The organism is Enterococcus salsurae, assembly GCF_054784955.1.
Window position 1 is genome coordinate 215,878 of the sequence record NZ_BAAHWY010000003.1, and the last position, 13,214, is coordinate 229,091.

At 44.1% G+C, this 13,214-nt stretch carries 15 protein-coding genes; 12 read left to right on the forward strand and 3 right to left on the reverse strand.

Translation table 11 applies throughout. The annotated features are described in order from the left end of the window. Positions 1-101 precede the first annotated feature (101 nt). Positions 102-1,070, forward strand: a complete 969-nt coding sequence (locus tag ACYVRS_RS09225) for a pyridoxal-phosphate dependent enzyme (protein WP_461203198.1) — start codon at positions 102-104, stop codon at positions 1,068-1,070. A gap of 60 nt (positions 1,071-1,130) precedes the next feature. On the opposite strand, the gene ACYVRS_RS09230 is transcribed toward ACYVRS_RS09225, so the two are convergent. From ACYVRS_RS09230 to ACYVRS_RS09240, 3 genes are read right to left on the reverse strand one after another with little or no spacing between them, the layout of a single operon-like run. After that, positions 1,131-1,943, reverse strand: a complete 813-nt coding sequence (locus ACYVRS_RS09230; RefSeq protein WP_461203199.1) for a TPM domain-containing protein — start codon at positions 1,941-1,943, stop codon at positions 1,131-1,133. Then, positions 1,940-3,064 (reverse strand): TFIIB-type zinc ribbon-containing protein, encoded by a 1,125-nt coding sequence (locus tag ACYVRS_RS09235; RefSeq protein ID WP_461203200.1) that lies wholly within the window; start codon positions 3,062-3,064, stop codon positions 1,940-1,942. The genes ACYVRS_RS09230 and ACYVRS_RS09235 overlap by 4 nt, the downstream gene beginning before the upstream one ends. 17 nt (positions 3,065-3,081) lie before the next feature. Next, the gene (locus tag ACYVRS_RS09240) at positions 3,082-4,323 is read right to left on the reverse strand and encodes an SPFH domain-containing protein (RefSeq protein ID WP_313538952.1); all 1,242 of its coding nucleotides are present in this window, start codon (positions 4,321-4,323) and stop codon (positions 3,082-3,084) included. Between the two features lie 258 nt (positions 4,324-4,581). Between ACYVRS_RS09240 and dnaX the strand changes: the two genes are divergently transcribed. The 11 genes from dnaX (at position 4,582) to ACYVRS_RS09295 (ending at position 13,135) form a co-directional block, all read left to right on the forward strand. Next, entirely contained in the window at positions 4,582-6,306 is a 1,725-nt protein-coding gene (dnaX, locus tag ACYVRS_RS09245) for a DNA polymerase III subunit gamma/tau (protein WP_461203201.1), read from the forward strand. Between the two features lie 16 nt (positions 6,307-6,322). Continuing rightward, a complete protein-coding gene (locus tag ACYVRS_RS09250; protein ID WP_054116671.1) occupies positions 6,323-6,637 on the forward strand; it encodes a YbaB/EbfC family nucleoid-associated protein in 315 nt (104 codons plus the stop codon). 15 nt (positions 6,638-6,652) lie between these two features. Further along, positions 6,653-7,249 (forward strand): recombination mediator RecR, encoded by a 597-nt coding sequence (recR, locus tag ACYVRS_RS09255; RefSeq protein ID WP_054116672.1) that lies wholly within the window; start codon positions 6,653-6,655, stop codon positions 7,247-7,249. 20 nt (positions 7,250-7,269) lie between these two features. Next, positions 7,270-7,917, forward strand: coding sequence for a dTMP kinase (gene tmk / locus ACYVRS_RS09260; protein WP_461203202.1), 648 nt, complete (start codon positions 7,270-7,272; stop codon positions 7,915-7,917). Positions 7,918-7,950: 33 nt separating this feature from the next. Continuing rightward, positions 7,951-8,280: a cyclic-di-AMP receptor gene (locus tag ACYVRS_RS09265; RefSeq protein WP_054116674.1), complete on the forward strand. Its 330-nt coding sequence runs from the start codon at positions 7,951-7,953 to the stop codon at positions 8,278-8,280. A 13-nt stretch (positions 8,281-8,293) separates the two neighbouring features. Next, the gene (gene holB, locus ACYVRS_RS09270) at positions 8,294-9,256 is read left to right on the forward strand and encodes a DNA polymerase III subunit delta' (protein ID WP_461203203.1); all 963 of its coding nucleotides are present in this window, start codon (positions 8,294-8,296) and stop codon (positions 9,254-9,256) included. A 1-nt stretch (position 9,257) separates the two neighbouring features. Next, the gene (locus ACYVRS_RS09275; RefSeq protein WP_312497993.1) at positions 9,258-10,058 is read left to right on the forward strand and encodes a PSP1 domain-containing protein; all 801 of its coding nucleotides are present in this window, start codon (positions 9,258-9,260) and stop codon (positions 10,056-10,058) included. 19 nt (positions 10,059-10,077) lie between these two features. Continuing rightward, positions 10,078-10,425: a DNA replication initiation control protein YabA gene (locus ACYVRS_RS09280; protein ID WP_082348665.1), complete on the forward strand. Its 348-nt coding sequence runs from the start codon at positions 10,078-10,080 to the stop codon at positions 10,423-10,425. Between the two features lie 59 nt (positions 10,426-10,484). Beyond that, positions 10,485-11,348 (forward strand): 16S rRNA (cytidine(1402)-2'-O)-methyltransferase, encoded by an 864-nt coding sequence (gene rsmI / locus ACYVRS_RS09285; RefSeq protein ID WP_461203204.1) that lies wholly within the window; start codon positions 10,485-10,487, stop codon positions 11,346-11,348. Positions 11,349-11,559: 211 nt separating this feature from the next. Then, positions 11,560-12,777 (forward strand): ammonium transporter, encoded by a 1,218-nt coding sequence (locus ACYVRS_RS09290; RefSeq protein ID WP_461203205.1) that lies wholly within the window; start codon positions 11,560-11,562, stop codon positions 12,775-12,777. 16 nt (positions 12,778-12,793) lie between these two features. Further along, complete coding sequence (locus tag ACYVRS_RS09295) at positions 12,794-13,135, forward strand: P-II family nitrogen regulator (RefSeq protein WP_461198432.1); 342 nt, start codon at positions 12,794-12,796, stop codon at positions 13,133-13,135. Positions 13,136-13,214 lie beyond the last annotated feature (79 nt).

A 13,214-nucleotide genomic window follows, 5' to 3' on the forward strand; every position in this document is an offset into this window, starting at 1 on the left:
AATCACTGAATAATGGTAGAAAAATGACTGTTAAATCAATTGTATTTCACGGTTATCTATGCTTCAATAAAGAGGTAAAAAACAAATAAGGAGGCTTGAATGTGACAACTGAATCAAGGACAGACCACCTAGGGATCGAAGCGGCCTATCAACGATTAAAACCAATCATGATCCACACACCGCTGGCACCATCAAATATTTTAGGGAAGGAGAAAGAGGGGGCCATCTTTCTCAAATTGGAAAATCTGCAACGAACAGGTTCTTTCAAAGCCCGCGGTGCCTATAATAAATTGTCTTCTCTGACTGAGGATGAACGCAGCCGTGGCGTGATTGCTTGTTCTGCTGGGAATCATGCCCAAGGTGTAGCATTGGCGGGGTCTTTGTTAGGGATCAAAGTGCGGATCTTTATGCCCCTGACTGCTGCCAGAACCAAGATCGAGGCGACCCAAAGTTATGGCGCACAAGTTGTGATGGCCGGGGAGACTTTCGATGAGACCAAACAGATCACTATAGAAGCTATGAAAGAGAGTGGAGAAGTCTTTGTTTCACCATTTGATGATGCAGTTGTCATGGAGGGACAAGGAACGATTGCCTTGGAACTATTGGAGGATCTGCCTTTGATCGATAATGTGATCGTCCCGATTGGCGGTGGCGGACTGATTGCAGGTATCGCCTTGGCATTAAAGGCATTAAGACCAGAAGTCAAGATCATTGGCGTGCAATCATATGGAGTGTATGGCATGATTGCTTCTATTTGGCAGCAAAAATTAGTAGCCAATCGAAGAAATCGAACATTGGCAGACGGTTGTGACGTGGCGCTGGCGGGGGAGTTGACATATGATATTTTAAGAACTAGAATCGATGAAACCGTTTTAGTCGAAGAAAAAGATATTGAACAGGCCATCAATTATCTTGCTTTGAAAGAAAAAGTCATTGCCGAAGGGGCTGGAGCCCTGAGTACGGCAGCAATTCTCAGTGGGCAGATCGATCACTTACTGAAATGGAAGAACACTGTTGCCATCGTCTCGGGTGGGAATATTGATTTTTCGGTGTTTAAAGAAATCATTTGATTTGAAGGAACTAAATGAAAAAAACAAAAAAAGAATTCCCGCAAAGGAATTCTTTTTTTATTAGAAACTACGTCCGCCGCCGCCGAATGTACCGCCGCCTGACGAGTGGGTCGTACTGCCGCCACCACCGAAACCACCACCGCCACCATTGTTCTTTGGCGGACGGGGGATTCTGCGGGTGGTGACGAATGAGTTGACCAATCGATCTTCTTTTTGGGTCAATTTGATCGCTGATTTTTCGCGATAGGGATATTTATACCCGCCCATTTTTAATTGATACCGTGACTTGACGATCACAAAGAAAGCAATCCCAGCAATCGCAGCGACAACCAGACTGATCACAATCTCGACAGGGGTCAAAACTTTGTAGTAAGTGATTTTGCCCGTGTCACGATCGACACGATAATGACCGCCAGGCACACCTGCGTCAACAAAAGACGCGGATTGCTGCAAATAAATCAGTGCTACTTGAAAGTAATTGCCCGCACTAGCTGCGTCGTACATATCATCTAACATATCATTCAAGCGCGCATCTGTAAGATAGTCAATCATATTTCCTGAAGTAGAGACATGAAATTCACGGATTCCCATGTTGATGACCAGAGCAGACCCATTATTGTCATTGCCAATACGATCTGCTAAATAACGATCAGTGTAATATTCAATGTCATCCGTGGCGCTATTCGTTGTTTCGATAAAGACTTCACCTTTGATTGTTTCGTTCAAAGTGTCTGCTTCTTGACTCAATTGTTGGATCTCTTCTGCGGTAAATAAACCGGCACTATCAGATACGGTGTCCTCAGCTGCAAATGCCGGCGCAGTCGCAAAGAAAAAGCCAACGGTGATTAGGAAAATCAAAGAAATTTTTTTCATATGAAATACCCCACGATCATCCCAATGATAGCGATGGCTGCAAAGATACCGCCGCTGATCAAACCTAGACGCTGGTAGCTAATCGGCAACACACCACTGACTTTTCCCGTTTGCCCATTCATGGCATAATAAAAGGCACTCTTATTCGGATCATCCGCCCGATAGGTCACTAACCAAACCGGCAGTAAGACGTAGTTGTTGTGTTGCTGAGTGATATCGATCGAACGCTGGGTTCGATTGAAGCTGGTATACCCATTGACAGTATCACTCAATAATTGCTCAGCATAGCCAGAAAGTTCTTGTTTGACCTCATCAGATAAGGTTTGATATTCAATATCGCGTTTTTCGGCTTGGAAACCGGCCAAATATTGACTGCGAAAATCAACGGCTTTCTCCAAAGGGAAAGGTTGGACGCCAGTCACCATTTTTTGCTGCACGTTTTTTGATAGCGCGTTTTTGATCAGTTCTTTGATTCGGATCTTGCCTTGTCTTGTGACGGCAAATTGTTTGTGTTCGGTATATTCGATCTCGCCTACACGCCAAATACGCAAGGAAGTGCCGGTACCAGTTAGCTGCCCATCCACCTCAGCATCGACTGCCCAATAGGGGAAATAGACCCCAGTCAATTTTTCTACTTGTGACTGATCAAAGAAATCTCGAGGGACGAACCATTTCTTTTTGGCCCATGCCAGAAATTTTTCTGTGGCTTCCTCTTTCTCTACGGCAAAAGGCAAGACTTTATTTGGCAAAAATTCGCCGGATAATCTGCCAGACAAGACCACTGGATTGTGGCAGAAATAGCAGTAAGTCGCTGCAGTGGTTGCATCAGTCACGATTTCGGCTCCACAACTGGGACAGAGAAAGAGATCCATCTGTGCAGCGCTTGCGTCTGCTTGCGCCTGTACGTCTTCTTGCAATTGCGGCTCGGTATCTTCCGTGATCGTTTGGGTGCCGACGGTCGGCTGGTCAGCCATTTGGGCTTCTTTTTGTTTTTCTTCAAAAGCTGTGACCTCATCTTCGGTGAAGATGCTCAAACAAAAAGGACAGTGGAATTTCTGATTACTTGGATCAAACGTCAAAGCGCCCCCGCAATTGGGGCACTTATGGGTGATTACATCCATTAGAGTTCCTCCTTTGTTCAGTCGATGGGAACGCCTTTAAATGGTTTGCCGCAATTCGGACAAAATTTAGGAATGCCACTGGCCAGATCAATGATCTCCCCGCAGTCGGCACATTTCATTTTTAAGCTTGGTGCACCACCGCTTGGCTTTTCTGTCCCGCAATTGCTGCAGAATTTGCCGGTATTGGTCGTCCCGCATTGTGGGCAATCCCAATGATCACCGTTGGTTTGGGCTTGTTGTTTTTGCTGTTCTTGGTTTTGCTGGATTTGTTGCTGATTGTTTTGTGCAGCTTGATTCAAATAACCGCCATTGGCGTTCATCCCCATGCCCATGCCGACAAATCCGGTCGTGGCACCTGCTGCGTTGCTGCCGGCAGATTCCATCCCACGGGCGATTGAACCTTGAACATACCCTTCACGGATAGAAGGGTCACCTAGCATGGCCCCTTGGTTGCGCATGTTGATCAATTTGACAGAATCATCGGTATACGAAATACTTGCCACAGCCACAGAAACGATTTCCATGCCGCGCAGCTCACGCCAACTGTCGTCTAGCACATCTCCCATGTATTTGCTTAATTCCATACTCTTTGATGGGACATAAGAAATGCGTTCGCCATCTGCAGACATTTTGTTGATCGCTGTTTGCAGCGCTGTCAAAAATTCTGCCAAATATTGTTCATTGATGTCATTGATATCGACTTGGCTCTTGTTTTTCGGGATCGCATTGGTATAAAACAAGATGGGATCAGTGATCCGCAAGGAATAATTCCCATGTGCCCGTAAAAAGAGTTCGGCGTTGTAAAAATTGTCAAAATAGTTCAAAGGGGATGACGTACCGAATCGGATACCCTTGATTTCTTGCAGATTGATATAAAACACTTGTTGTTTTTGCGGTGTGACACCACCGAATTTGAACCGATCGAAGGTTTCGGAAATCGCGTCTTTCAAGGAGCCGTTGAACATCGATGGCGCCAAATTATTTTTGACTGTATAGTACCCTTCTTCAGCAGTATAATCGATGATTTTGCCGCCATCTACCAGCAGCATCATCATATTCGGATAGACGTGGATCACGGATCCATCAGTGATCACATCGTCTGTGCCTTTTTTATTGGCACCGCGTTTGTCATTGCGTCTTACTTTCACACCTTTAGTCATGACCGTCGTGTCGCCCATATTGTCAGGTTCGAAAACCTCTAGCCACTGATCTGCTAAACCGCCGCCGATCGTGCTTGTTGCCGCTTTGATAATACCCATTTTCAGTCCTCCTTTGAATTGTCATCATCGTCAATAGATGAATGTATATTCATTATACCATAGGGGACGAGAATCACGTCATCAGACCAAAGGTGTAGATAATGAGAATAATTGATTGGCGTGACGAAGATCTTGCAAGACGAACAGTGTAGATTAAATTTAGTTATCTTTTGCAATTGCCTCGGTGAAAAGGTAGTTTTTTCTGCAAATATTACGTATAATAGAAGGTAGCGAATTTTGAAATGAGTGAGGAAAATTATGGCTTATCAAGCACTATACCGCGTTTGGCGTTCTCAGCGATTCGACGATGTCGTAGGACAAAAAGCAATTACCCAAACATTAAAAAATGCCATCGATCAAAAGCAGATTTCCCATGCTTATTTGTTTACAGGTCCACGAGGGACTGGTAAAACGAGTGCCGCGAAAATTTTTGCCAAAGCAATCAACTGTCCCAATCAAGTTAACGGAGAACCGTGTAATGAATGTGAGATGTGTCGTTCGATTACAGCTGGTACCCAAGAAGACGTGATCGAGATCGATGCTGCGAGCAACAATGGTGTCGAGGAAATTCGTTTTATCCGTGATCGGGCCAATTATGCTCCAACGCAAGCAGAATATAAAATCTATATCATTGATGAAGTACATATGTTATCAACGGGTGCTTTTAATGCATTACTGAAAACCTTAGAAGAACCACGGAAGAATGTCGTGTTTATTTTAGCAACGACTGAACCCCACAAGATCCCTGCGACGATTATTTCCCGGACGCAACGCTTCGACTTCAAGCGTATCAATACGCAAGATATCGTTTCTCACTTGGAGAAAGTATTAGATACAAGCGCAATTGCGTATGAACCAGAAGCTTTGCAAGTGATTGCAAGAGCTGCAGAAGGGGGCATGCGAGATGCCCTGAGTATCACAGATCAAGCTATTGCTTTCAGCGATGACACGGTCACGATGCAAGATGCACTGGAAGTCACGGGCAGCCTGTCTTTTGATATGATGGATCGGTTGATGCAAGCTTGTTCAGACAAAGCAGTCGCCGATGCACTGACGATTTTGCGGGAGCTGTTGGCTTCGGGGAAGGAAGCCCGGCGTTTATTGGAAAACCTGCTGGTCTATTGTCGAGACGTTCTGATGTACCAACAAGCCCCTCAATTGGTTGCGGACAAATCTACACAATTGACGGAGGGGTTCAAAGCGCTGGCCCAACAGACGGACCCGCGAAAGATCTATCATTGGATCGGGGTTTTGAATGACACACAAAACGAAGTAAAGTTCACCAATAACCCGACGATTTATTTAGAAGTGGCAATGGTGAAACTGGCCAATGACCCAGAGCAAGCAGCCGTGGGCACGAGTGCTGTGGCGACAGATACCAGCCAAGAAGTGCAGCAGCTGCAGATCGCTGTTCAGAAATTGCAAGCAGAGATCCAGCGCTTGCAGGAAAATCGGCCGACAGGTTCGGTTGAACCGCCTGCAGCCGCTAAAAAGACCAAGACAGCGAGTTCTTTCCGCTTGCCAAAGGAAAAAGTGTTCCAAGTCTTAAAAGGTGCAACCAAGAAAGATTTGGCAAATGTTCGTAATATTTGGGATGATTTACTGATGTCATTGTCCGTTACCCAACGGGCGATGTTGCATGCGAGTGAAGCCAAAGCTGCCAGTGAAACGGGCGTTGTGATCGCGTTTGATTACGAGATCCTTTGTCAGCGTGCTAGCAATGATCCAGAATTTCAGCTGATGATCCATAATCAGATTTCTCGAATGGTCAAAGATTATGCGCCTCAAGCGGTGTTTATCACCAAAGAAAGCTGGCCGTTGTTACGCAGAGAGTTCTTAGCTGGTGGACAAGCTGCCGCTGAAACAGAATTGGAAATAGAAGCGGGCGATGTGCCAGAAGAGGCAGCAGAATCTGGCGATGACGTACTGGTCACGCAAGCACAAGCACTATTCGGCAGCTTAACAAGTATTGAAGAAAATTAGACTGGAGTGAAGAACAATGATGCGAGGCATGGGCAATATGCAAGGCATGATGAAACAAATGCAAAAAATGCAAAAAGAAATGGTGAAAGAACAAGAAGCGTTGAACCAAAAAGAATTTCTAGGTGAATCAACGAATGGCTATGTGAAAGCAACCTTTACAGGAAACAAAAAGTTAAAAGATTTAGTGATCAATGAAGACATCGTCGATGCAGAAGATGTCGACATGCTGCAAGATATGGTCATTTTGGCGATCAATGACGGTTTAGCAAAAATTGAAAAAGAAACGGAACAAACAATGGGCAAGTATACCAAAGGGATTCCGGGTCTATAAAAGGAGAAATGTAGCGTGCAATATCCAGATCCGATTGCACGATTGATTGACAGTTATATGAAACTGCCAGGAATCGGCCAAAAAACTGCCACTCGTTTGGCTTTTTATACCATCGATATGAAGGATGAAGTCGTAAATGAGTTTGCCAAATCTTTGATCAGTGTCAAACGTGATCTGCATTTTTGCAGTATCTGCGGCAATATCACAGAAGAAGATCCTTGTGAGATCTGCGGCGACCCAACCAGAGACAAAACCACCATTTTGGTGGTTGAGGAACCTAAAGATGTGATGGCGCTTGAGAAAGTTCGGGAATATCACGGCCTTTATCATGTTTTGCATGGGGTATTGTCCCCAATGGAAGGTACTGGTCCTGAAGATATCAATATTTCTTCGTTGATCCAGCGTTTGCATGATGATCAAGTCAAAGAAGTGATCATTGCGACGAATGCCACAACAGAAGGTGAAGCAACGGCGATGTATCTTTCACGGTTGATCAAACCAGCTGGGATCAAAGTAACGCGTTTAGCCCATGGCTTATCGGTGGGCAGCGATATCGAATATGCAGACGAAGTGACTTTATTAAAAGCAGTCGAAGGACGACGAGAATTATAACTATATTGGAGGCAAATAAGGTGAATGGATTGTTCATTACCATCGAAGGACCAGATGGCGCTGGAAAGACGAGCGTCTTGGAAGAGTTGTATCCCCGTTTACAATTAGAAGCAACAAGAAAAATCGTGAAAACACGGGAACCAGGCGGTGTACGGATTGCCGAAAAAATCCGTAAAATCATTTTAGATCCAAAAAACGAGGAGATGGATGAACGAACAGAAGCATTGCTTTATGCAGCTGCGAGACGCCAGCACTTGATCGAGGTCGTCTTGCCAGCCTTGAATGAGGGGAATATCGTGATCTGTGATCGTTTTGTCGATAGTTCATTGGCTTATCAAGGCGCGGGACGGCGTATTGGCATGCCGGAAATCGCCAATATCAACGAATTTGCGACGGAAGGCACCACGCCTGATTTCACCTTATATTTGGATGTCGATTCAGATACTGGTTTGCATCGAATCCAAAAAAATCGCGCCCACCAATATGATCGTTTGGATTCAGAGGGACTAGAGTTCCATCAACGCGTACGGCATGCTTATTTGAAGTTGGCAGAAGAAAATCCTGTACGAATTCATAAGATTGATGCTAGAATGGGGTTACAAGACGTTGTTGAATCAAGTTATTCAGCAATCGTAGAAGCGTATCCTGCCTTTTTTAAATCTTTGTAATAAATTGATTGAATCGAATAAGGAGATGATCCCATGAAATTGATTATGGCTATTGTACAAGACAAGGACAGCAATCGTTTGGCAAATGAATTTATCGATGCCAACATCCGAGCAACCAAACTATCCTCTACTGGCGGTTTCCTGAAAGCGGGAAATAGTACGTTCATTATTGGATTGGAAGATGATCGGGTCCAAGATGCGTTAGAATTGATCAAAAAGACCTGTCAATCACGGAAACAATATGTGTCGACGCCGATGTCGTTAGATATTTCTTTAGATGGTCAAGTACCTTACCCTGTAGAAGTTGAAGTTGGCGGTGCAACAGTCTTTGTTTTACCAGTTGATGGATTCCATCAATATTAAGAAGGAGCTTTTCATGGAGGCACAATTTCTGCAAGAAAACCAACCACAAGTATATGCCCAATTAAAGAAAAGCATCAAGCATGGGCGAATCGCCCATGCTTATCTTTTTGAAGGGGATAAAGGAACAGGAAAACATGAGGCAAGTATCTGGCTGGCGAAGCGGTTGTTTTGTACCAATGCACAAGGGGATGAGGATCCTTGCAATACTTGCAGCAACTGTCAACGGATCACTCAAGGCGAGCACCCAGATGTGCTGTTGATCGAACCTGATGGCCAAACGATCAAAGTGGATCAAATCCGCCAGTTACAAGAAGAATTTACGAAAAGCGGATTTGAGGGCCGGCGCAAGATTTTCATTTTATCACAAGCCGAAAAAATGAATACAAGTGCCGCCAACAGTTTATTGAAATTCCTTGAAGAACCAGTTGGCAACTTTCTTGCGATTCTGGAAACCGAAAGTGTCGGCAGGATTTTGCCAACAATACAATCCCGTTGTCAAATGATCCACTTTTCGCCCTTATCAAAAGAAATATTACAGAAAAAATTGCAAGATGAAGGGCTTTCAAAAGAAACGAGCCGACTTCTTAGTTATCTTACAAATAGTTATCATAAAGCAGTTGAAATCTCTCAAAATGAATGGTTTAATGAAACTAAGGACGCTGTTGTACGCTGGGTAGATTACCTTTTGAAAAAAGATCCGCAAGCTTTTATATTTGTACAAAAAAGATTGCTGAGTCAGGCAAAAGAGAAAAGTCAGCAAATAGAAGTTTTTTCACTCTTGTTATTTTACCTGCAAGAAGAAAGAGATCGGCTGCTTATGCAAGGATCATGGGGTAAAGAAATCAATCGTGCCATTGAATCTGCGTTGCAAGCCCAAAAGAAATTGCAGGCGAATGTTGCTTTTCAAGGTGTTGCAGAGCAATTTTGTGTGAAAATCATCTATGGAGATCCGCGACAGCTGGAAAAGAGGGTCTAAGATGATTGAAGTGATCGGGATACGTTTCCAACAGGTTGGCCAAATCTATTATTATGCGCCCGAAAAAGAAATGTATGCCTTAAATGATAAAGTAATTGTCGCATTACAAGATATACGCTGTATCGGCACTGTCGTGACGCCTGTACAGCAGATGGATCGGCAAGATTTGCCTGATGAAGTGAAGACGATCATTCGCCAAGCCAACAGTCAAGATTTGGCGCAAGAAGCGACCAATGCCGAAGATGCCATAGGGGCATTGCAGATCGCGAAAGGCAAAGTCCGGGATCGCCGGTTGCCAATGAAACTGATCAATGCGGCCTATACGCTTGAACGCAATAAGTTGATTTTTTCTTTTACAGCTGAAGGGCGCATCGATTTTCGCGAGTTGGTCAAGGATTTGGCCAATGTATTCCATACCCGGATCGAATTAAGACAGATTGGTGTACGAGATGAGGCAAAACTTTTAGGCGGGATCGGTCCTTGTGGCCGTAAGCTCTGTTGTGCCACTTTTTTAGGGGATTTTATCCCGGTGTCGATCAAGATGGCGAAAGATCAAGGGCTGTCATTGAACCCAACCAAAATTTCTGGATTATGCGGCCGCTTGATGTGTTGTTTGAAATACGAAAATGAAGAATACGAACAAGCAAAAAAAGAGATGCCTGACCGAGGGAAAGAAGTTGAGACCCCTGATGGAAAAGGGCGTGTCGTTGGTTTAGATTTATTGAGCCGTGTTGTCAAAGTGCGCTTGCATGACCGACAAACTGCTGTTGAATATGACTATGAAGAATTAGTGACAAAATAAGCAGGTGACTATAATGAGCATGGATAAACGATCCCTTTATGATGGACTGAATCAATTAGAATCGGAGTTGCAAAACTCCTTGAACAATCTAGCGGAAATGAAACAATCGCTGCAAGAAATCGTCGAAAAAAATACCACTTTGGAATTGGAAAACCAACGGTTGCGTGAACATATTCGCGAGCTGAACCTCGTGGCGGATGCGCCTGCCGAAAGTGCCAAACAAGAGCTGTCCAAATCACGGATGAATTTAGAGAAAATCTATGAGGAAGGTTTCCATGTCTGTTATGACTTATATGGATCCAGAAGAGAGCATGATGAGCCATGTGCGTTTTGTCTAGAAGTGATTTATCGTGAAAGCGGCAAGTAACCATAAGCGGCAAAGGAAAAGATCAGGTAAAGCTGGTCTTTTTTTGGAGAGGAGCAGTAATGCAGAAACAACAAAGTTACAAACAAGATGCAGGCAAACTTTATTTGGTGCCAACCCCGATCGGTAATCTAGAAGATATGACTGTGCGTTGTGTCAAAATGTTAGCTGAAGCGGATGTGATAGCCAGTGAAGATACCCGAAACACCCAAAAACTGTTGAATCACTTTGACATCACAACGCCGCAAAAAAGTTTGCATGAACATAATTATAAAGAACGGGTACCGCAGCTGATAGCGTTGATGCAGTCAGGTCAAACGATTGCGCAATGCAGTGATGCTGGTATGCCATCGATCAGTGATCCTGGGCATGAATTGGTCAAAGCTTGTATCGCTGAAGGCATCGCGGTCATCGCATTGCCTGGCCCAACAGCTGGTCTGACTGCCTTGATTGCTTCAGGTCTATCTCCACAACCGCATCTGTTTTACGGATTTTTACCCCGCAAAAAGAAAGAGCAGATTGCTGTGCTGACTGAATTAGCTGCTCAGCAAAGTACCATGATTTTCTATGAGTCCCCGTATCGTATCGGCAATACGATCGATGTCATCAAAGAAGTCTTCGGTGACAGGCAGGCGGTCATTTGTCGAGAGTTGACGAAGATCCATGAAGAATATCTTCGCGGGACTTTATCGGAGTTATCTGCTTATTTAAGTGAACAGTCATTGAAGGGTGAATGTTGTTTGCTGGTTGAAGGCGCTGATGAACCGGTACAAGCAGTCTATGAAGGCAGCTATCTTGAACAAGTAGAGGCGTTGATCGCAGAAGGACTTTCTTCAAAAGAAGCCATTAAAGAGGTAGCCAAACGCAATCAAGTCAAAAAGCAAGTGGTCTACAACGACTACCACGCAATCGATTCCGCTGACTAAGCGAAACCAGTTGCTGTTAGAACGATAGAGGATAAACTGTCCATTTGGGCAGTTTTTTATTCTTTCTGGAACAGGCATCTTGATTATGTCACTTTTTATAACATGGAGCGTAATGAATTTTCAGAAAATTTTGCAAATTTTCAAAAAACGCTAGCTTTCTATGATGTACAGATGGTAGGATAGCACTCAGATAGAAAAGGAGGCGTTCTATATGGATTCAGGGAATATAGCATTTATTTTGATTTGCAGCGGTATGGTATTTTTAATGACACCGGCATTGGCATTTTTTTACGGTGGGTTGGAGCGTAGGAAAAACATCTTGAATACCATGATGATGGTCATTTGTACGATGGGCTTGGCTTCTGTGTTGTGGGTAGCGTTGGGCTATACACTTTCTTTCAGCGGATCAGGATCCTTTATTGGCAACCTTGACAAAATTTTCTTTACGCATGTATCGATGACGGAAGGCGAAGGCATTCCAGAAGGGTTATTTGCAGGATTCCAAATGATGTTTGCCTTGATCACAACGGCGATCATCACTGGGTCAGTTGTTGGCAGAATGCGTTTTTCGGCAATTTTCTTATTTATTGGTTTTTGGTTGATCTTGGTGTATTTCCCAATGGCACACATGGTCTGGGGCGGTGGTTTCTTGGATGCCATCGGGTCGATCGATTTTGCGGGAGGCAATGTCGTGCATATCAGTTCTGGGATCAGCGGCTTAGTCTTAGCAGTCGTCGTAGGGAAACGGCGTGAGTTCCATCAAACGGAGTACCGACCGCACAATATTCCCTTTGTTGTCTTAGGTGCTGGTTTGTTATGGTTTGGCTGGTTTGGCTTTAATGCGGGATCTGCGTTAGCTGCGGACGGTTTAGCGATCCATGCTTTAATGACCACCAATACGGCAGCTGCCAGTGCGATGTTATCCTGGATGCTGATTGAGAAATTGATGTTAGGTAAACCAACGATCGTGGGCGCTTGTACAGGGGCAGTAGTCGGTTTAGTGGCCATCACACCAGGTGCCGGTTTTGTTTCACTATGGTCGTCATTTATTATTGGTGCATTGGTAAGTCCATTTTGCTATTACTTCATTTCGGTGATCAAACATCGACTTGGGCTAGATGATGCATTAGATGCATTTGGCTGTCATGGTGTTGGTGGGATTTTTGGCGGAATTATGACAGGGATTTTCGCTGATCCTGCGGTAGGCGGACATTCAGGCTTGATTTATGGCGGGCTAGATTTATTTGTGGCTCAACTAGAAAGTATTGTCTTTACTATTTTATTTGCAGGGATCGTTTCATATGTATTGATCCGTGTGATCAAATTATTTATGCCGATTCGCGTATCTGAACAAGAAGAAGCAGTCGGTATGGACCGAGTAGAACATGATGAAACGGCGTACCCGACTTTTATGGGCTTAGATTCTTAATAATGGAGGAACTGATATGAAAAAAGTTGAAGCGATTATTCGGCAAGAAAAAATCGAAGAATTGAAAGCTGCGCTGGATCTTTCAGAAATCACTAGCGGGATGACAGTCAATCAAGTGCTGGGGTATGGAAAACAAAAAGGGCTGAAAGAATATATCCGTGGACAAGCGGTAATCACGACTTTGTTACCTAAAGTGACTGTTTGTTTTGTGGTAGAAGATCAAAATGTTGAACCTGTCATTGACCTAATTATAGCTATATGCAATACCGATGAAGTGGGAGATGGCAAGATTTTTGTCTATCCTGTAGAAGAAGCGGTGCGGATCCGGACCAAAGAACGAGGATCAGCGGCTTTATAAAATGGATTAGATGAATGTTTCAAAAAAAGAGTATCGGCTGCAGCTGATATTCTTTTTTTTTGCTGATTCGCAACTATTG

What these genes read in the sequence shown, in the direction of transcription:
- ACYVRS_RS09230 (WP_461203199.1), bottom strand. Translation starts at nt 1,943, where the DNA reads ATGAAAAAAATTTCTTTGATTTTCCTAATCACCGTTGGCTTTTTCTTT.
- ACYVRS_RS09235 (WP_461203200.1), bottom strand. Translation starts at nt 3,064, where the DNA reads ATGGATGTAATCACCCATAAGTGCCCCAATTGCGGGGGCGCTTTGACG.
- ACYVRS_RS09240 (WP_313538952.1), bottom strand. Translation starts at nt 4,323, where the DNA reads ATGGGTATTATCAAAGCGGCAACAAGCACGATCGGCGGCGGTTTAGCA.
- dnaX (WP_461203201.1), top strand. Translation starts at nt 4,582, where the DNA reads ATGGCTTATCAAGCACTATACCGCGTTTGGCGTTCTCAGCGATTCGAC.
- ACYVRS_RS09250 (WP_054116671.1), top strand. Translation starts at nt 6,323, where the DNA reads ATGATGCGAGGCATGGGCAATATGCAAGGCATGATGAAACAAATGCAA.
- ACYVRS_RS09265 (WP_054116674.1), top strand. Translation starts at nt 7,951, where the DNA reads ATGAAATTGATTATGGCTATTGTACAAGACAAGGACAGCAATCGTTTG.
- holB (WP_461203203.1), top strand. Translation starts at nt 8,294, where the DNA reads ATGGAGGCACAATTTCTGCAAGAAAACCAACCACAAGTATATGCCCAA.
- ACYVRS_RS09275 (WP_312497993.1), top strand. Translation starts at nt 9,258, where the DNA reads ATGATTGAAGTGATCGGGATACGTTTCCAACAGGTTGGCCAAATCTAT.
- ACYVRS_RS09280 (WP_082348665.1), top strand. Translation starts at nt 10,078, where the DNA reads ATGGATAAACGATCCCTTTATGATGGACTGAATCAATTAGAATCGGAG.
- rsmI (WP_461203204.1), top strand. Translation starts at nt 10,485, where the DNA reads ATGCAGAAACAACAAAGTTACAAACAAGATGCAGGCAAACTTTATTTG.
- ACYVRS_RS09290 (WP_461203205.1), top strand. Translation starts at nt 11,560, where the DNA reads ATGGATTCAGGGAATATAGCATTTATTTTGATTTGCAGCGGTATGGTA.
- ACYVRS_RS09295 (WP_461198432.1), top strand. Translation starts at nt 12,794, where the DNA reads ATGAAAAAAGTTGAAGCGATTATTCGGCAAGAAAAAATCGAAGAATTG.